16 protein-coding genes are annotated in these 18,086 nt (G+C 73.9%); 6 read left to right on the top strand and 10 right to left on the bottom strand.

Annotation, left to right across the window (positions count from 1 at the left end):
- Positions 1 to 35: 35 nt before the first annotated feature.
- Both OG898_RS23260 and OG898_RS23255 read right to left on the bottom strand, forming a co-directional pair.
- Positions 36 to 1,832, bottom strand: coding sequence for a class I adenylate-forming enzyme family protein (locus OG898_RS23260; RefSeq protein WP_266959011.1), 1,797 nt, complete (start codon positions 1,830 to 1,832; stop codon positions 36 to 38).
- Positions 1,829 to 2,593, bottom strand: a complete 765-nt coding sequence (locus OG898_RS23255) for an SDR family oxidoreductase (RefSeq protein WP_266959010.1) — start codon at positions 2,591 to 2,593, stop codon at positions 1,829 to 1,831. Before OG898_RS23255 ends, OG898_RS23260 begins: the two co-directional genes overlap by 4 nt.
- Positions 2,594 to 2,716: 123 nt before the next feature.
- On the opposite strand from OG898_RS23255, the gene OG898_RS23250 reads away from it, so the two are divergent.
- The 4 genes from OG898_RS23250 (at position 2,717) to OG898_RS23235 (ending at position 7,124) form a co-directional block, all read left to right on the top strand.
- Positions 2,717 to 4,003, top strand: a complete 1,287-nt coding sequence (locus OG898_RS23250) for a DUF1343 domain-containing protein (protein WP_266959009.1) — start codon at positions 2,717 to 2,719, stop codon at positions 4,001 to 4,003.
- A gap of 81 nt (positions 4,004 to 4,084) precedes the next feature.
- Complete coding sequence (locus OG898_RS23245; protein ID WP_266959008.1) at positions 4,085 to 5,473, top strand: serine-threonine protein kinase; 1,389 nt, start codon at positions 4,085 to 4,087, stop codon at positions 5,471 to 5,473.
- Positions 5,474 to 5,625: 152 nt separating this feature from the next.
- Positions 5,626 to 6,288: a hypothetical protein gene (locus tag OG898_RS23240; protein WP_266959007.1), complete on the top strand. Its 663-nt coding sequence runs from the start codon at positions 5,626 to 5,628 to the stop codon at positions 6,286 to 6,288.
- A 95-nt stretch (positions 6,289 to 6,383) separates the two neighbouring features.
- Entirely contained in the window at positions 6,384 to 7,124 is a 741-nt protein-coding gene (locus OG898_RS23235; protein WP_323184885.1) for a 3-keto-5-aminohexanoate cleavage protein, read from the top strand.
- Here OG898_RS23235 and soxR read toward each other — a convergent pair.
- Complete coding sequence (gene soxR / locus OG898_RS23230) at positions 7,102 to 7,548, bottom strand: redox-sensitive transcriptional activator SoxR (RefSeq protein ID WP_250740309.1); 447 nt, start codon at positions 7,546 to 7,548, stop codon at positions 7,102 to 7,104. The two genes, OG898_RS23235 and soxR, sit on opposite strands and share 23 nt — an antisense overlap.
- A gap of 113 nt (positions 7,549 to 7,661) precedes the next feature.
- Here soxR and OG898_RS23225 point away from each other — a divergent pair, with 113 nt between their 5' ends.
- A complete protein-coding gene (locus tag OG898_RS23225; RefSeq protein WP_250740308.1) occupies positions 7,662 to 8,123 on the top strand; it encodes a MaoC family dehydratase in 462 nt (153 codons plus the stop codon).
- Between the two features lie 23 nt (positions 8,124 to 8,146).
- Here OG898_RS23225 and OG898_RS23220 read toward each other — a convergent pair whose 3' ends face one another.
- From OG898_RS23220 to OG898_RS23210, 3 genes are all read right to left on the bottom strand, one after another.
- Positions 8,147 to 8,794, bottom strand: coding sequence for a TetR/AcrR family transcriptional regulator (locus OG898_RS23220; protein ID WP_266959006.1), 648 nt, complete (start codon positions 8,792 to 8,794; stop codon positions 8,147 to 8,149).
- Positions 8,795 to 8,857: 63 nt separating this feature from the next.
- Positions 8,858 to 9,169, bottom strand: coding sequence for a YiaA/YiaB family inner membrane protein (locus OG898_RS23215; RefSeq protein WP_250740306.1), 312 nt, complete (start codon positions 9,167 to 9,169; stop codon positions 8,858 to 8,860).
- A gap of 109 nt (positions 9,170 to 9,278) precedes the next feature.
- Positions 9,279 to 10,430, bottom strand: a complete 1,152-nt coding sequence (locus OG898_RS23210) for an acyl-CoA dehydrogenase family protein (RefSeq protein WP_250740305.1) — start codon at positions 10,428 to 10,430, stop codon at positions 9,279 to 9,281.
- A gap of 102 nt (positions 10,431 to 10,532) precedes the next feature.
- On the opposite strand from OG898_RS23210, the gene OG898_RS23205 reads away from it, so the two are divergent.
- Entirely contained in the window at positions 10,533 to 11,180 is a 648-nt protein-coding gene (locus tag OG898_RS23205; protein ID WP_250740304.1) for a TetR/AcrR family transcriptional regulator, read from the top strand.
- A gap of 246 nt (positions 11,181 to 11,426) precedes the next feature.
- Here OG898_RS23205 and OG898_RS23200 read toward each other — a convergent pair whose 3' ends face one another.
- From OG898_RS23200 to OG898_RS23185, 4 genes are all read right to left on the bottom strand, one after another.
- Positions 11,427 to 12,506 carry a zinc-binding dehydrogenase gene (locus tag OG898_RS23200; RefSeq protein WP_250740303.1) on the bottom strand — a complete coding sequence of 360 codons (1,080 nt, stop codon included), beginning with the start codon at positions 12,504 to 12,506 and terminating at the stop codon, positions 11,427 to 11,429.
- 50 nt (positions 12,507 to 12,556) lie between these two features.
- Positions 12,557 to 13,969 (bottom strand): aldehyde dehydrogenase family protein, encoded by a 1,413-nt coding sequence (locus OG898_RS23195; RefSeq protein WP_250740302.1) that lies wholly within the window; start codon positions 13,967 to 13,969, stop codon positions 12,557 to 12,559.
- A 90-nt stretch (positions 13,970 to 14,059) separates the two neighbouring features.
- The gene (locus OG898_RS23190; RefSeq protein WP_266959005.1) at positions 14,060 to 15,556 is read right to left on the bottom strand and encodes a CitMHS family transporter; all 1,497 of its coding nucleotides are present in this window, start codon (positions 15,554 to 15,556) and stop codon (positions 14,060 to 14,062) included.
- A gap of 74 nt (positions 15,557 to 15,630) precedes the next feature.
- Positions 15,631 to 17,937 (bottom strand): molybdopterin oxidoreductase family protein, encoded by a 2,307-nt coding sequence (locus tag OG898_RS23185; RefSeq protein WP_266959004.1) that lies wholly within the window; start codon positions 17,935 to 17,937, stop codon positions 15,631 to 15,633.
- Positions 17,938 to 18,086: the final 149 nt, after the last annotated feature.

The raw sequence follows: 18,086 nt of genomic DNA, 5'->3' as shown, positions 1-18,086 counted from the left end.
CGTGTGCGGGTCGTACGGACGTGGCCGGGCCGTTTTCAGCCGTGGTCGCGTGTCCGAAGTTCCCGTCGCAGGATCTTGCCACTGGTCGTCTTCGGAAGGACAGGCAGGATCTCCACCCGGCGCGGGTATTTGTACGCGGCGAGGCGCTCGGCGCAGTACGCGGACAGTTCCGCCGGGTCGGTTTCGACCCCGGGGCGCAGGCTGACGTAGGCCTTCACGCTCTCCCCGCGGTAGGGGTCGGGGATGCCGACGACGGCCGCCTCGCGCACGGCGGGGTGGGTGTAGAGCACGTCCTCCACCTCGCGCGGCCAGACCTTGAAGCCGGAGGCGTTGATCATGTCCTTCTTGCGGTCGACCACGTAGAGCCAGCCCTCGGGGTCCATGAACCCGACGTCCCCGGTGCGCAGTTCGCCGTCCGGGAAGGCCTTGGCGGTGTCCTCGGGCAGGCCCCAGTAGCCGGGAACGACCTGGGGTCCGCGTACAGCTATCTCCCCGGTCTCGCCGAAGGGGACCTCGGCGCCGCTCTCGTCGAGGATCCGTACGAGGGTGTCGGCGCCGGGCACGCCGACGGAGAGGGTGCCCGAGGCCGGGTCCACGGGGGCTTCGAGGTGGACGGGTACGGAGGCGCAGGGGGCGGTGCATTCGGTGAGGCCGTAGCCGTTGCGCAGGTAGAAACCGTAGGCGGCGCGCAGGCGTTCGACCAGGGCGGGCGGCAGCGGGGCGCCGCCGGAGGAGACCACCCGGAACGAGGCGAAGTGGTCCGGGGAGGCCCCGGGGTGCGCGGCGAGCGCCATGAAGGCGGTGGCCGGGCCGACCGTGTAGGCGGGGCGGTGTTCGAGGAAGGCGTCGAGGACGGCTCCGGCGTCGAAGCGGTGGGCGAGGACCAGGGTGCCGGCGTTGATGAAGCAGGCGGCGAGCTCGCACACCATGCCGGTGATGTGGAAGAGCGGGGCGAGCGCGAAGTAGCCGGACCCCTCGGGGAGGGGGTGGCCGGTCACCTGGCGGACGGCGTTGTGGGTGAGCGCGCCGTGCGGGTTCATGGCGCCCTTGGGGATGCCGCTGGTGCCGGAGGTGTAGCTGATGAGGGCGGTGTCGGCGGCCGTGAGGCCCGGGTCGGGCGGCGCGGGGTGGCCCTGGCGGGCCACGGTGAGCAGGTCGGCGGGACCTGCCCCGTGGGGACCCGGCGCCTCGTCGGCGATTCCGGCCTCGCCGGCGAGCGGCTCCGCGCCGCGGAGTCCAGTAGGGGTGCTGCCGGGCGCGGGGAAGACCCGGGGGTCGTTGCGGGTCTGGAAGTCCGTGTCGTGCGCCGTCAGGGCGACCCGTACGCCCGTCCCTCGTACCGTCTCGCCCAGGTACCCCTCCCAGGCGCGGGCCTCGCAGACCAGGGCCGTGGCCCCGGAGTCGCGCAGGATGTGGCCGACCTCGGCGGACTTGTACATGGGGTTGAGCGGGACCACGACCGCTCCGGCCTTCCAGGCGGCCAGGACGGTGAGCACGAAGTGCGGGGTGTTCTGCAGCATGACCGCGACCCGGTCCCCGCGGCGGATGCCGTGGGCGGCGAGGTGGCCCGCGAGGGAGTCGGAGAGCGCGTCGGTCTCGGCGTAGGTGAGGCGGCCGTCGAAGTAGGCGAGGGCGGTGTGCCCGGGCGCGCGGGCGACGGCGGCGCGGAAGGCGTGCAGCACGCTGGGCGGGGGCGTGATGGGGGCCCGCTGGACCGGGCTGAGCAGGCCGAGCCAGGGCTTGGCGGCGTAGCGGGAGGCCGGGGTGGGGGCCGTCGGGGCCGGGGCGGACGGGTCCGGCGACGGGGCGGGGTGCGGGGTGTCTGCGGTCACCGGGTCTCCCACTTGCGCTGGAGGTGGTTCATGCCGCTCAGCCAGCGGTCGGGGTCGGTGGCCCGGGCCGCATAGAAGTCCGCGACCTCGGGGTGCGGGAGGATCAAGAACCGGCCCTTCTCCATGCCGTCGAACAGTGCGTCCGCGACCGCTTCCGGCTCGATCGCGGTCGGCGCGAGGACCAGCTCGCCCGCCGATCCGGCGGCGGTGAGCATGTCGGTCCGGACCCCCTGCGGGCAGATGGCGTGGACCTGGAGCCCGCGGTGGCGGTAGGTCAGCGAGAGCCATTCCGCGAAGGCGAGCGCGCCGTGCTTGGTGACACTGTACGGGGCCGCTCCGATCATGGTCAGCAGCCCGGCGGCGGAGACGGTGGACACGAACCGGCCGCTCCCGCGCTCCAGCCAGTCGGGCAGCAGCAGCCGGGCGGCGCGGACGTGGGCCATGACGTTGACGTCCCAGGCCGCCTCCCAGACGGCCTCCTCGGCGAAGGCGTCGCCGCCGGAGGCGAGGCCCGCGTTGGCGCAGTAGACGTCCACGGCGCCGCCGAGCGCCTCGCGGGCCTGCGCGGCCACGGCCGAGGCGTCGCCGGGCACCGCGACGGCACGGTCGCCGATCGCGTCCGCGACCGCGGCGGCCTTGGCGGGGTCGAGGTCGTTGACCGCGACGGTCGCCCCCTCGGCGGCGAAGCGGTGGGCGAGGGCAGCTCCGATGCCGCCGCCCGCGCCGGTGACGACGACTCGCTGGTCCTGGAACGCGTTCACGGGTCCGCCCTTCGTGTGGTGGTGCCTCGATGTCTGCGCGGCCTGCTGACGCCTGCCGGATCACGGGCAGACTAACCAGTCGGTATGTCCGGGTGGAAGGGTGCGGAGCCCTACTTTGGCGCGATGACACTGTCGCGACGCGGGTTGCTGGGTCTGGCCGGGGCGGCGGGCGCCGCGGGCGCCCTGGGAGCGGGAGCCCGGGAGACGGGAGCCCCGGGGGCCGGGGCCGCGGTCGTCGCCGACGGGCGGGTGCGGACCGGGTTCGAGCGGCTCGCCGCGGACGGGTACGCCGTACTGGCCGGTCAGCGGGTCGGGGTGGTCACCAACCCGACGGGGATCACCGCGGACGCCCGCCACCTGGTCGACGTCCTGCACGCGGACGCCGCCGACGGACACTTCTCCCTGGTCGCGGTGTTCGGCCCCGAGCACGGTTTCCGGGGCACGGCCCAGGCGGGCGGTTCGGAGGGGGCCGGGCGGGATCCGGCGACCGGGCTGCCGGTGTACGACACGTACGGCAAGAGCGGGCAGGGGCTCGCGGACGTCTTCACGGCGGCCGGCGTCGACACCGTCGTCTTCGACATCCAGGACGTCGGCGCCCGCTTCTACACCTACATCTGGACCCTCTACGACTGCATGCGCGCGGCCGCCCTCGCCGGCAAGGCGGTGGTGGTGCTGGACCGCCCCAACCCGGTCGGCGCCCGGCGGGCGGCCGGGCCCGTCCTGCAGCGCCCGTACGCGAGCTTCGTGGGCCGGGAGCCGATCGCGCTGGCGCACGGGATGACGGCGGGCGAGCTGGCCGGGCTCTTCGCGGGCGAGTTCCTCCGGGTAGCCGGCGCCGCCCCGCGGCTGGAGGTGGTGCGGATGGCCGGGTGGAGGCGGGAGTCCTTCTTCGAGGAGACCGGGCTGCCCTGGGTGCCGCCGAGCCCGAACATGCCGACGCCGGGCACGGCCCTGGCGTACGCCGGGACCTGCCTGTTCGAGGGGACCAACCTGTCGGAGGGGCGCGGCACCACCACCCCCTTCGAGCTGGTCGGCGCCGAGGGCGTGGACCGCACGTGGGCGGAGGCGGCGAACGCCCTGGGGCTGCCCGGGGTCTGGTTCCGGGAGGCCTATTTCACGCCTTCCTTCTCCAAGTACGCCGGGAAGACCTGCGGCGGGGTCCGGCTGCTCGTCCACGACCGGGAGGCCTTCGATCCGGTACGGGCCGGCATCGGGCTGCTGGTCACCGCCCGGCAGGTGTGGAGCGGCTTCGCCTGGCGCTCCGACCAGTGGATCGACCGGCTGACGGGCTCGGACCGGGTGCGGCGGATGGTCGACGCGGGGGCGGGCGTGGAGGAGATCGCGGGCGACTGGGCGGCGGGGCTGGCGGGGTTCGCGGCGGCACGGGAGCAGTACCTGCTGTATCCGTGAACCCGTGGGTGCACAGGGGCTGGCCGGGCGGCCCGTTCCGCAGGATGCTGCGGACAGGGACACGGCGTGGAGGGGGGCGTCATGGTGCACATCGGCGGGGCGGTGCCCGCGGGGGCCGCGGGGGCGACGGGGACGGCGGCGGGCATCGGGGCCCGCCCGTACGTGGAACTGACCTTCGACGCGCAGGGCGACGCGGGCCCGGGCGCCCGGGAGGCGGTCTTCGGGATCGAGGCCACGGACCTGCTGGTCTTCGCCCACGGATGGAACTCCGACCGGTCCACTGCGATCCGGCTCTTCGACCGGTTCTACGCCCCCTTCGCGGATCTGGTGGGGACCGGGGTGCGGCTGGGGTACGTGGGGGTCGTGTGGCCCTCGATCCGGTTCGCGGACGAGCCGATACCCGACTTCGACGCCCGGGGCGCGGTGGAGGGCGCCGGGGCGGGTGCCGCGGAGCCGGGCCACGGGACGGCCCTGGACCCGGCCACCCGCAGGGCCCTCGGGGCGTTCTGGCCCGGACGGGCGGCGGAGCTGGACCGGATCGCCGAGCTGCTGGAGGAACGGCCCACGCGGGAGGGCGACTTCACCGAGTTCGGTGCGCTCGTACGGGAGCTGGCCGGGGTCGACGGGGTGGGCACGGGCGACGATCTGGCGGCGGCCTTCGCCCCGCGCGAGGTGCCGGACTTCCTCAGCGGGGACGTCCTGCGGGTGTGCCGGGAGTTCACCGACGCCCTGGCCGAGGCGGGTGCCACCTTCCCCGGGGACCGGCCCGGCGCCGGGGACTCCCCCGGCTTCTCGGCCGGCGGCGGGATGCGGACGCTGTGGAACGGCGCCAAGGAAGTGCTGCGCCAGGCCACGTACTACCAGATGAAGGCCCGGGCCGGGGTGGTCGGCGAGCACGGCCTCGGGCCGCTGCTGGCGGAGCTGGCCGGCCGCCGCCCGGCCCTGCGGGTGCACCTCATCGGGCACAGCTTCGGTGGCCGGGTGGTCTCCTTCGCCCTGCGCGCACTGCCGTCCGGGGCCCGGAACGTGAAGTCCGTGACCGTCCTCCAAGGGGCCTTCTCCCACTACGCGTTCGCCGACAGCCTGCCGCACGACCGGGGGCGCGGGGGCGCCCTGCGCGGGTTGCAGGACAGGGTCGACGGTCCGCTGACGGCCTGCCATTCCCCCTACGACTCCTCCCTCAAGGTGTTCTACCCGCTGGCCTCCCGGATGGCCGGCGATTCGGCCGGTCTGCTCGGTTTCGACGAGCGGTGGGGCGCGATCGGGCACGACGGGGTGCACGGTGTGCCGGGAACCCCGCGGCTGACCTTGGACGCGGCACTGCAGGGCGGCCTGCCCGCCGCGGGCTGCGTGAGCGTGGACGCGGGCTCCGTGGTCCGGCGCGGCGGGGCTCCGTCGGGGGCGCACAGCGACATCTGCCACGAGGAGCTGGCCCGGCTGGTGGTGGTCGCGGGGCGCATGGGGCGCTGAGTTCCGGCCATGTGCCACCCGTACGCCTCGACCGCCCCCGCATGCGCCCGCACCGGGCCGGGCATGTTGGGCACACAGCGCCGGTCCTGTGGGGAACACAGCGCGGCGGGCACGGCGCCCGGTGCTGGGCGCTCTGCGGAGGTGAAGGTGTGATGGCGGGATTCCGGAGTCTGGCCCATCAGGTGCGCGACGCACGCAACGACAGGGCCCTGCGGCGCCATTCGCTGCGGCGCTGCCTGGAGCGGTTCGCCCCGTACGGGCACCGCGCGACCTGGTGGCACCTGTGCGACCGGCACGGGATCGGTCCCGAGGACCGGTCGGCGGACCCCTCGCGGCTGGTGGCCGCGCTGGAGGAGCTGGAGGAGGCGCGGGCGGTCTGGCTGGAGTACGAACGGCAGTTCGCGGCGCGCCGTCGGCGCGAGAAGCACGACGGGTTGCGGCGGCCCGAGTGGGCGTGGAGCGGCAGCGGGGACGCGGTGGTGCGGTGCGCCGATCCGGGTGTGCGGCCGCAGGGGGCGCTGGGCGAGGTGCTGAGACGGCTGGTGGAGGCGCTGGAGTCGGAGCCGGGGACGGGGTGCCCGGTGTGCGGGGCGCGGGAGTTGCACTGGCCGGTGCGGGTGCCTCCGGTGGTGACGGCGAAGGCGGTGGCCCGGGCGTCGGGCCCCGCCACGGCCGGCGGGCCGTCCGGCGCCGGGCCGTCCGGCGCCGGGTGGGCCTGGGACGGGCCGGTGTGCGCGGGCTGCGGAATCGTGGTGCCGAGACCGGCGCTCGCGGACACGGCGCTCCAGGGGGCCGATCTGGCGGGCGCGGCGTGAGCGGGGCCTCGGCGGGGGCGGGAGCCGCACCGGGGTCCGGAGCAGGGCCCGGAACCGGCCCAGCCGGCCGGAGAGCCGGAGCGGAGCCGACGCTGGTGGTGTCGCTCAACGGGTCCCGGAACGCTGCCGACGGACCGGCCGTCCCGATGAGCCCCGGGGACCTGGTGGAGGCCGCGCTGGCGGCGGTGGCCGCCGGGGGCCGGGAGGTGCTGGTCCATGCGCGCACCCCGTGCGGTCGCGAGAGCCTCTCGCCCCGGGTGGTGGGGCCGCTGCTGGAGGCCCTGCGCGAGGCCGGCCTCGCGCGTGGTCCCGGGCCCGGCGGCGGGGTGGCCGTGAGCGTGGCCGTGAGCGTGGCGTCCGAGCCGGATCAAGCGGGGCGGTCGGCGCGGGTGCGGAGCTGGACGGTGCTGCCCGACCGGGCGGTGGTGCGGTTCGCGGAGCCGGGAGCCCGGGAACTCGCCGAAGAGCTGCTGGAGCGCGGGGTGGCGGTGGACGCGGAGGTCCCGGTGGGCGGGTCGCCGGAGCCGCTGGCGCGGTTCCTGGCCTGGCCGGTACGGGATCCCGCGCGGGTCCGGCTCCTCGCCGAGCCGGCCTCCGCCGACCCGGGGCCGGTGGCCGAGCTGCTGCGCCGGCTGCCCCCGGTGCCGGTGCTGCTGTTCGGGCGGGGGCCGGCGGCCTGGCCGGTGCTGCGGCTGGCCGCGCGGTACGGCACCGGGGCGCGGATCGGCGTAGGAGACGTGCTGCACCTGCCGGACGGGCGGGCGGCGCGGTCGAACGCCGAGCTGGTCGCGGCGGCGGTCCGCGCCCGGGAGGTCACAACAGCCGGGAACCGGTGAGCCGTTCGCCGAAGACGTCGTCGGGGTTGGAGAGCGCGCAGTTCTCCAGGGAGAGGCATCCGCAGCCGATGCAGTCGGTCAAATGGTCGCGCAGACGGCCGAGTTGGGCTATCCGATGGTCGAGCTCGGCGCGCCAGCTCTCGGACAGCCGGGCCCAGTCCTCGCGGTTGGGCGTGCGGCCTTCGGGGAGCTGGGCGAGTGCGTCGCGGATGCTGGCGAGGGGGATGCCGACGCGCTGGGCGGCCCGTACGAACGCCACGCGGCGCAGGGCGTCACGGGTGTAGCGGCGCTGGTTGCCGGAGGTGCGGCGGCTGCTGATCAGGCCCTTGGCCTCGTAGAAGTGCAGCGCGGAGACGGCCGCGCCGCTGCGGGCGGACAGCTGGCCGACGGTGAGTTCATGGACCTTCTCGGGAATCTGCGGCACACCGCCGAGGGTAATCGGCCGGGCCGGGATTCGGTGCCCGGTACGTCGTTGACAGATCCACGACGGCCCCAGCATGCTGAGCAAGCGCTTATTCGCCAGGGAGAGGTACGGGTATGTCCGAGCCGAGGATCTTCACGTCCGCCGAGGAGCTCACCGCCGGGATCGGCGCACCGCTCGGCCCGAGCGACTGGCTGGAGGTGGACCAGAAGCGGATCGACCTCTTCGCGGACGCCACCGGGGACCACCAGTGGATCCACGTGGACCCGGAGCGGGCGGCGTCCGGACCCTTCGGCTCCACGATCGCGCACGGATACCTCACGCTGTCGCTGCTCCCGAGCCTGGTGCCGCAGATCATGCGGGTCGAGGGCATGCGGATGGGCATCAACTACGGGGTGAACAAGGTGCGTTTCCCGGCGCCGGTGCCGGTCGGTTCGCGGCTGCGCGCGACCGCGCTGATCACCGAGGTGGTGGAGGCGGGCGGCGGCGTCCAGGTGTCGGCCACCGTGACGGTCGAGCGCGAGGGCGGCGACAAGCCGGTGTGCGTGGCCGAGTCGGTGTCCCGCTACTACTTCTGAACCGCTCCCGAACTGCCGCCGAGCTACTTCCGAAACGCGCCGCCGGCCTCGCCGGGGCCCGCGCCCACCATGCGGAGCACGAGGCCGGCGTAGAGCGCGCCGACCTCGTCGGGCGTGCGGCGGCCGTCCGCGCTGAACCAGCGGGCGACGTCGATGCAGAGCGACAGCACGGCGAGCGTGGTGCCGGGAACGTCCGGGACGAAGAACTCACCGGCCGCGACGCCGTCGGCGAGGATGCGGCGGATGGCCGCGTCGCTCTGCCGGCGCAGGGCCACGATGTCGGAGCGGTGCTCCGGGGCGAGAGCATCGAGCTCGTACTGGACCACGCGCGCGGTGGTGTGATGGGCCGCGTGCCAGCCCACGAAGGACCGTACGGCCGCGTCGAGCCGCTCCGCGGCGCTGCCGGGGCCCGAGGCCGCGGTGTCCAGGATCTCCAGGGCCTTGTCGTGGCCGATCCGGCTGATCCGGTGGAGCAGCTCTTCCTTGGTCTTGTAGTGGATGTAGAGCGCGGCCGGGCTCATGCCGGCCCGCCCCGCGATGTCCCGCGTGGTGGTGGCGTGGTAGCCGCGCTCCGCGAAGGCCTCCACGGCGGCGACGAGCAGTCGCCGCGCGGCGTCGGGGGTGACCTCCGACCACGGCCGGTAGCCGCCGATCTCCTCCACGCTGTCCATCACTCGCTCACCCTCGTCGGCCTGTAGGAATGAACAGCTTACCGGAGGGTGGTGAGCAAGCGCTTAGCGATCCTGGGGAGTGGGCTGCTTCGGGACGGCGAAGGGGTCGTAGCCCGTCATGATCTTCTCCATCCTGGCCTGGTCGACCCGGGTGACGATCTGGGTGACCTCCTGGCGGTCGCGGATCACCTTGGCGAGGGTGAAGGCCGAGGTGGTGAGGTAGAGGACCGCGATGCCGAGGAAGGCGCGGACCCAGCCGTTCGCCTCCAGGTTGTAGATCCCCAGGGCGACCGCGCCGATGGCGATGCCGAAGGAGGCGACGGCCTGGCCGTAGTAGGCGCCCGTGTTCTGCTGCTTGACCGGTGTCTCGTTCATGGGTCCAGCATCGGGCGGGCCGGGCCGCGGCACATCCGTGCACGTACTCACCTGCGTACTCAGGAACTTCGGGGCGCCCTGGGGAACTTCAGGGGCTCGGAAGGCCGGATCAGAAGGCGGAAACCCCCGTGCGGGCGCGGCCGATGAGGAGCTTCTGGATCTGGCTGGTGCCCTCGTACAGGGTCATCACGCGGGCGTCGCGCAGCAGCTTGCCGGCCGGGTACTCGTCGATGTAGCCGTAACCGCCGTGCACCTGGAGGGCGTTGCTCGCGGCGCGGACGGCGGCCTCGGAGGCGAAGAGCTTGGCGGTCGAGGACTCGGTGGCGAAGGGCAGTCCGCGGTCGATCAGATCGGCGACCCGCCAGGTCAGCAGCCGGGCGGCGTCCACGTCCACGGAGATGTCGGCGATCAGCTCCTGGACCAGCTGGTGATGGGCGATCGGCTTGCCGAACTGCTCGCGCTGGGCCGCGTAGGAGACGGCCGCGTCCAGCGCGGCCTGGGCGATGCCGACGCAGCCCGCGGCCACGGACATCCGGCCCTTGGCGAGGGCCGACATGGCGACGGAGAAGCCCTTCCCCTCGGGGCCGAGCATCGCGGAGGCGGGCACGCGCACGCCGTCGAGGGCGAGTTCGGCGGTGGCTTGGCCGCGCAGGCCCAGCTTGCCGTGGATCTCGCGGCGGGTCAGGCCCGGGGCGTCGGTGGGCACGAGGAAGGCGGAGATCCCGCGGTGGCCCGGATCCTCGTTCGTGCGGGCGAAGAGCAGGACCACGTCGGCCCAGGTGCCGTTGGTGATGAACATCTTGCTGCCGCTGATCACGTACGCGTCGCCCTCGCGCCGGGCACGGGTGGTGAGGGCGGCGGCGTCGGAGCCGGTGCCGGGCTCGGTGAGCCCGAAGCAGCCGAGGGCTTCGCCCGAGCACAGGCGGGGCAGCCAGGCCCGCTTCTGCTCCTCGCTCCCCCAGGCGGCGACGGTCTTGGCGACCAGGCCCAGGGAGACGGAGACGATGCCGCGCACGGCGGAGTCCCCGCGGCCGAGCTCCTCGGTGACCAGGACGTAGGCGAGGTGGTCGCCGCCGGAGCCGCCGTACTCCTCGGGGACGGTCAGGCCGAGGAAGCCGACGGAGCCGAGCTTCTTGACGATGGCCCGGTCCACGCTCTCGGCGCGGTCCCACTCGGCGGCGTACGGAGCGATCTCGCGCTCGGTGAACGCGCGGGCGAGATCGCGTACGGCGGACTGCTCCTCGCTGAGCTCCAGATTCACCGGGCACCTCCGGGTGGGGAAGAAATCGGGGGACGGGCGGGACGGGCGGGGCCGTTAATTACCACCGCTAGTTTAAATGCGGCAGGCCTTACTATGTGGCGCATGGCCAGACCGCGCAAGCCCCTCCTCAGCAGATCCCGCATCGTCGAGGCGGCCGGCGCTCTGGTGGACGGCGAGGGGCTGGAGGCCGTCTCGACGCGGCGGCTGGCGGCGGCGCTGGGGGTCAGCGGACCTTCGCTGTACAACCACTTCCGCACGAAGGACGAGATCCTGGACGCGGTCGCGGACGCGGTGAGCGCGCGGGTCGACCTGTCGATGTTCGACGCCGGGGACGGCCGGGAGTGGCAGGTCGCCCTGCGCGACTGGGCGCACTCGTACCGGGCCGCCCTGTCCGACCATCCGAACATCGTGCCGGTGCTGGCGCGCGGGCCGGGCCGCAGGCCGGCCGGACTGCGGGTGGCGGACGCCGTCTTCGGGGCCATGACCGCGGCCGGCTGGCCGCCGGCGCAGGCGACCCGGATCGGTGCGCTGATGCGGTACTTCATCCTCGGCTCGGCCGTGGCTTCCTTCGCCGGGGGTTTCGTCGACGACGAGACGGCATACGACCCGTCGGACTATCCGCACCTGGGCCAGGCCCACCTGCTGGCGGAGCGCCGGCGCGAGGTGGACGAGGGCGCCTTCGAGACGGGCCTGGCGGCGCTGCTGGACGGGCTGGCCCTCCAGTACGCGGCGCTGCGGGAGACCGCCTGAGCGCAGCCAATCCAGCCGTCCGGCGTCTGAGGACCGGGGTCTGGGGCGGAGCCCCAGGGCGTCCGGGCGCAGCCCGGGACCCCATCCTCAGCCCGTCCGGCGATTGAGGACCGGGGTCCGGGCAGCGCCCGGGGACACACCCGGCCCCGCCGGCGTTTGAGGCGCGGATCCGGGCGGCGCCCGGGGAACGGTGGAAGGGCGGGTAGGGGAACTTCGCCCCGCGGCCTCCCAGAGTCCGGCCGGGCGCTAGAAGATCACCAGCGAGCGGCCGCCCTTGCCCGCCAGCATCGCGTCGAAGGCCGCCGGGATGCCGTCGAGGGTGATGCGGTCCGTGACGAGCGCGCCGAGGTCGATGCGGCCCGCGCGGACGTGGGCGGCGATCACCGGGAGGTCGCGGGCGGGATCGCTGTTGCCGTAGACGCAGCCGGTGAGGGTGCGTGCGAAGTGGAAGATCTCCAGGGCGTTGAAGGTGACCTGCTGTTCCTTGCCGCCGATGCCGACGACCGTCGTACGGCCGCCGCGCCGGGTGGATTCCCAGGCGGCCCGGATGCTCGCGGCCCGGCCGGCGCACTCGACGGCAACGTCCGCGCCGTGGCCGCCGGTGAGCGCGCGGATGTCCTTGGCGGTCGTCTCGGAGGCGAGCAGGAACTCCGTGGCCCCGGCCGCCCGGGCCAGTTCCTCCTTGTCCGGGGAGACGTCCACGGCCACGATCGGGCCCGCCGTCGCGATCCGGGCCGCCTGGAGGGCGGCCAGACCCACGCCGCCGACTCCGAAGACGGCCACCGACTCGCCGGGGCGGACCTGGGCGCTGTGGTGGACCGCTCCGTAGCCGGTGAGGACCGCGCAGCCGAGCAGCGCGGCCTCGGCGAGCGGGATCCCGGCGGGGGCGGGCAGGACGCAGTTGGCCGCGACGACCGTCTCCTCGGCGAAGGCGGCCACGTTCAGCCCGGGGTGCAGCTCGGCGCCCAGGGCGTCGTGGGCGTACACCGCGCCGACCCCGGTGAGCGCCTTGGCGCAGAGCCAGACCTCGCCGATCGAGCAGTGGTGGCACTGCCCGCAGGACGGGGCCCAGTTGAGCACCACCCCGTCGCCGGGCGCGACGTGGGTGACCCCTTCGCCGACGGCGAGGACCGTGCCCGCGCCCTCGTGGCCGAGGACGGCGGGTACGGGGACCCGCATGGTGCCGTTGGTGAGGGAGAGGTCGGAGTGGCAGACACCGGCGGCGGCGAGCCGTACCCGGACCTGGCCGGGGCCGGGTTCGGGCAGCACGATGTCCCGTATCTCCAGCGGGGCTCCGACGGCGGGCAGGATGGCGGCGCGGACCATGATCGTCGTCTCCGTGTGTGCGTTGCGGGGCTGGAACCGTGCGGGTGTGCTCAGAACTGCAGGGACTTGGTCTGGAGGTACTCGGCGAGGCCGTGCGGGCCCAGCTCGCGTCCCACGCCCGACTTCTTGTACCCGCCGAAGGGGGCGAGCGGGTTGAAGCGGCCGCCGTTGATGTCCACCTGGCCGGTGTCCATCAGGCGGGCGAAGGCCACGGCCGTCGCCTCGTCGGCGGCCCAGACCGCCCCGCCCAGCCCGTAGTCCGTGCCGTTCGCGATGGCCAGGGCCTCGTCCTGGTCCGCGTAGGGCAGGATCGACAGCACGGGACCGAAGATCTCCTCCTGGGCGATGGTCATCTCGGGCGTGACGTCGGCGAACACGGTCGGGGCGATGAAGTACCCCTGCTCGTGCGGCGCCTCGGGCCCGCCCGCGACGAGGCGGGCACCCTCCTCCACGCCCTTGGTGATGAAGCCGCGGACGCGGTCGCGCTGCTTGGCGCTGACGACCGGGCCGAGGCGGGTGCCCGGGTCGAGGGGGTCGCCGGAGGCGTACTTGGCCGCGGCGGCTGCCGCGAGGGAGACCGCCTCCTCGTACTCGTCCCGGTGGACGAGCATGCGGGTGAGCGCGTTGCAGCTCTGGCCGGAGTTGTTCATGACGTGGCCCACGCCCGCGGCGACGGCCTTGGCGAGGTCGGCGCCGGGCAGGATGACATTGGCCGATTTGCCGCCCAGTTCCAGGGCGACCCGCTTGACGGCGGCGCCGGCCGTGGCGCCGATCTGCTTGCCGACGGCGGTGGAACCGGTGAAGGAGACGAGGTCGACTCCCTCGTGCGCGGCCAGGGCCTGGCCGGTGACCGGGCCGGTGCCGGTCACCAGGTTGAAGACCCCGGCGGGGATCCCCGCCTCGTGCACGGCTTCGGCGAAGAGCTGTGCGGTCAGCGGGGTGTCCTCGGCGGGCTTGAGGACGATGGTGCAGCCAGCGGCGAGAGCGGGTGCCACCTTGGCAACGATCTGGTGCAGCGGGTAGTTCCAGGGAGTGATCGCCCCGACGACGCCGACCGGCTCCAGCAGCACGGTCGAGTTCCCGATCCGCTCCTCGAAGGCGTACGAGGCCCCGAGCTCGGCGTAGGAGGAGGCCACGGCGATCGGCGCCCCGACGTGGACCATCTCCGAGAACCCCAGCGGCGATCCGAGCTCGGCGGTGATGGTCTCGGCTATCTCCCCCTTGCGGGCGACCAGCACGTCCCGCAGGGCCCCGATGAGGGCCGCCCGCTCGGCCGGAGCCGTGGCCGCCCAGGCCGGGAAGGCCGCGCGGGCCGCGCGTACGGCCGCGTCCACGTCCTCGGGCGTTCCGGCCGGCACCGAGGCGATGGGCCGCTCGTCCGCCGGGTTCAGGACCTCGATGCGGTCGTGGCCGAGGGCGGCCCGCCACTCGCCGCCGATGTACATCCCGTCATGGGCCTTCATGGCAATCCTCCCGAGCACGCACGATCCTGACGTCGCCAACACCCTACAAACTAGCGTCGGTAGTTTTGTGTGCGCCAGGGGCGGACGGGGTCAGATGATGCCGAAAAGCATCCCTGCCGCCAGGACCACCAGGGAGGTCAGGGCCGCCCATTTCACGGTGAACCGGGTGTGGTCGCCGAACTCGACCTTGGCCATGCCCACGAGGACGTAGACGGCCGGAACGAGCGGGCTCGACATGTGCAGGGCCTGCCCGACCAGGGAGGCGCGGGCGATTTCGAGCGGGGAGACCCCGTGGGCGGCGCCGGCCTCGGCCAGGACCGGCAGGACGCCGAAGTAGAAGCCGTCGTTGGACATGAAGTAGGTGAGGGGGAGGCTGAGCAGGCCGGTGACCAGGGCCATGTGCGGGCCCATGCCCTCGGGGATCGCTCCGACGAGCCAGTCGGCCATGTGCTTGACCATGCCGGTGCCGGTGAGGACGCCGGTGAAGACGGCGGCGGCGAAGACCATTCCGGCGACGTTCAGGACGTTCTCGGCGTGGGCGGCGATCCGGGCCTTCTGGTCGGGCATGTGGGGGAAGTTGACGGTGAGGGCGAGGGCGGCCCCGAGGAGGAAGAGCACCGGGATCGGGAGCAGTTCCATGATCATGGCGGTGAGCAGGGCGACGGTGAGGCCCGCGTTGAACCAGTACAGGCGGGGACGCAGGGTCGGGCGGTGCGGGTCGAGGCCCTGGAAGCCGTCCTCGGCGGGGGTGATGCCTTCGGTTCGGGTGACGCCTTCGGCGGGGGTGACGCCCTCGGCGGGGGCGGGCGGGGCGGGGGTGTGCGGGGCGGCGGTGTTCGGGGCGGGTCCCGTGGAGCGGGCGGACGGGAGGGAGGCCTCGGGGCTTGTGGCGGCGGCCGGGCCGGTACCGGCCGCGACCAGGAGTTCCTCGGCCGGATCCGCCGACCGCCCGGTGCCGGCGGGGAGGGTCAGCAGGCCGAGGCGGCGGCGTTCCTTGAGGCCGAGGACGTAGGCCAGGACGAAGACGAAGAGCAGGCCCACCGCGAGCGCGGGGATCATCGGTACGAAGATGTCGGCGGCGTCGAGCTTGAGCGCGGTGGCGGCGCGGGCCGTGGGGCCGCCCCAGGGCAGGGTGTTCATGACGCCGTTGGCGGTGGCCGCGACTCCGGTCATGACCACCAGGCTCATCCCGAGGCGCTTGTAGAGCGGGTACATCGCCGAGACGGTGATCATGAAGGTGGTCGAGCCGTCGCCGTCGAGCGAGACGATGGCGGCGAGGACGGCGGTGCCGACCACGACGCGCATCGGGTCGGCCCTGCAGAAGCGCAGGATGCCGCGCACGATCGGGTCGAAGAGGCCGACGTCGATCATCACGCCGAAGTAGACGATGGCGAACATCAGCATGGCGGCGGTCGGCGCGAGCTTGCCGACTCCGTCGATGACGTAGCCGCCGAGCTGCGCGCCCTGTCCGGCGAACACGCAGAAGAGCGCGGGGATGAGGACGAGCGCCGCGATGGGCGACATTTTCTTCAGCATGATCAGGACCAGGAAGGTCGCGATCATGGCGAAGCCGAGGAAGGTCAGCATGTGGGGGAACCTAGGTGCCTCCTCCGGGGGCCAACAAGACGTCCGAGCGTGAGCAATACGAGCAAAACCCCAGCTCAGGGGATGGGTGTCAGTTCGACGGGGAAGCCGTTGAGCACGGCCGTGCCGGAGAGCGGGTCGAGCCGGCTGCCGTCGAGGAGCTGGTTGACGTTGACTCCGGGCACGGCCGCGGCCACCGAGAGGCGGGTGCCGGGGCGGTCGTGGCCCCAGCCGTGCGGGAGGCTCACGACTCCGGTACGGAGGGTGTCGGTGACCTCCACGGGCACCTCCAGGCTGCCGCCGTCGGCGGTGATCCGGGCCGGGCGGCCGTCGGTGAGGCCGAGCCGGGCGGCATCGTCCGGGTGGACCTGCAGGGTGCAGCGGTTGGAGCCTCCGGCGAGGGCCGGAACGTTGTGCAGCCAGCTGTTGTTGGAGCGCAGGTGGCGGCGGCCCACGAGGACCAGGGCGGCGGGGCGGTCGGTGAGCGTCCCGCGCAGCCTGGGGAGTTCGGCCGCGATCGGGTCCGGGAGGAGCTCGATCCTGCCGCTGCGCGTCCTCAGCAGGCCGGGGAGCCGGGGGCGCAGCGGGCCCAGGTCGATTCCGTGCGGGTGCGCGAGGAGCCGGTCCAGTCCGAGGGCCCCGGTGTCGGCCGCGGCGCCGGGGCCGGCCGCGCCGTCCGGTGCGCCCGCGCGGGTTTCCGTAGCGGGGCTCCCGGGCAGGTCCGCGGCCGCGGCGAACCGGTCTCCGTAGGGGCCCAGCCGGAGCATCAGGTCGAGGCGGCGCTCGGGGCCGCTGCCGCCCGCGAGCAGCCCGGCGAGGCGCGCCGGATCCTGCCCGCGCAGCGGTGAGTCCGGGTCGGCGCACTCCCGGGCGAGGGTGGCCCCGATGGCCAGGTCGTCCACGGCTCCCGGGTCGGTTCCGTGCATGCCGGAGACGGCGAGTACGAGACGGGCGTGGATCTCGCACTCGTCCATGCGCCCGTCCTCGAGCGGGACGGCGGGCGGCGAATAGCGGACCTGGTTGCGGATGGCGAAGGTGTTGAAGGCGAAGTCGAAGTGGGCGCTCTGCGAGGGCGGCGCGGGGGGCAGGACGACGTGGGCGTGGCGCGAGGTCTCGTTGAGGTAGGGATCGATGCTGACCATGAAGTCGAGCCCGGCCAGGGCCGCGTCGAGGCGCCGGCCGTCGGGGGCGGACAGCACGGGGTTCGCCGCGATGGAGACGAGGGCCCGGATCCGCCCCTCCCCCGGCGTGTCGATCTCCTCCGCCAGCGCGGCCAGCGGGAGTTCGGCCTTGGCCTCGGGGTGGCCGCTGACCCGGCTGTGCCAGCGGCCGAGGCCGAAGCCCTTGCCGGGTCCGGCCGGCCGGGGTGCGCGGTCGGTCGCGGACAGCGGGAACAGGGCTCCGCCCGGCCGGTCGAGATTGCCCGTCAGGATGTTCAGCACGTCGACCAGCCAGCTGGCGAGCGTGCCGTACTCCACGGTGCAGCTGCCGATCCGCCCGTAGACGGCGGCGGTCGGCGCGGCCGCGAGATCCCGGGCGAGCGCGCGGATCTCCTCGGCCGTGAGGTCGCAGGCGGGGGCAACGGCCTCGGGAGTGAAACCACCGAGCGCTTCGGCGAGTTCCCCGATTCCCTGGGTGTGTTCCGCGAGCACGCCCGGATCGGTCAGCTCCTCGGCGAGCAGGGTGTGGGCCAGGGCGGCGAGCAGAGCTGCGTCGCTGCCGGGCCGCGGCGCGAGGTGGCGGTCGGCGAGCTTGGCGGTGCGGGTGCGGCGCGGGTCGACGACGACGAGGGTGCCGCCCCGTGCGCGCAGCGCCTTGAGCCGGCCGGGGAAGTCGGGTGCGGTGCACAGGGAGCCGTTGGACTCGACCGGGTTCGCCCCCAGGAGCAGGAGGAAGTCCGTGCGGTCGAGGTCCGGGACGGGAATGGCGAAGGGATCCCCGAAGAGCAGGCCGCTGGAGACGTGTTTGGGCATCTGGTCGAGGGTGCTGGCGGTGAAGAGGTTGCGGGTGCCGAGGGCTTTGAGGAGCAGCGGCGGGTAGAGCTGGCCGGCCATGGTGTGGACGTTCGGGTTGCCGAGGACGACGCCGACGGACTGGGGCCCGTACGTCCGCACGAGGGCGGGGACCGCGTCGGCGATGGCCTGGAAGGCCTCCTCCCAGGTGGCCTCGTGGAGCCGGCCGTCGCGTCGCACGAGGGGGGTGCGCAGCCGGTCGGGGTCGGCGTCGAGGCCACCGAAGGCGGCGCCCTTGGGGCAGATGAAACCGCGGCTGAACACGTCGTCGCGGTCTCCTCGGGCCCCGGTGACGGTGGTGCCTTCGATGGTGAGCGTGAGGCCGCACGTGGCTTCACAGAGGGGGCAGATGCGCAGGGCGGTGCGGGGCATGGGCCCTCCAGGGGCAGCAGGCTGCGGCACGGGGCACGGGCGCCGGACCCGCGCGAGCGGCACCGAGCATACCGACCGGTAGGCACGGTGGGGAGGGTCCGCGGCACACGGAATCGCACCGCAGGAAAGCCGGACGCTCCGCGCATGCC

Source organism: Streptomyces sp. NBC_00193 (assembly GCF_026342735.1).
Lineage (GTDB): Bacteria > Actinomycetota > Actinomycetes > Streptomycetales > Streptomycetaceae > Streptomyces > Streptomyces stoeckheimensis.
The sequence above is the reverse complement of the archived record's forward strand: the minus strand, read 5'-3'. Positions and strand labels throughout refer to the sequence as shown.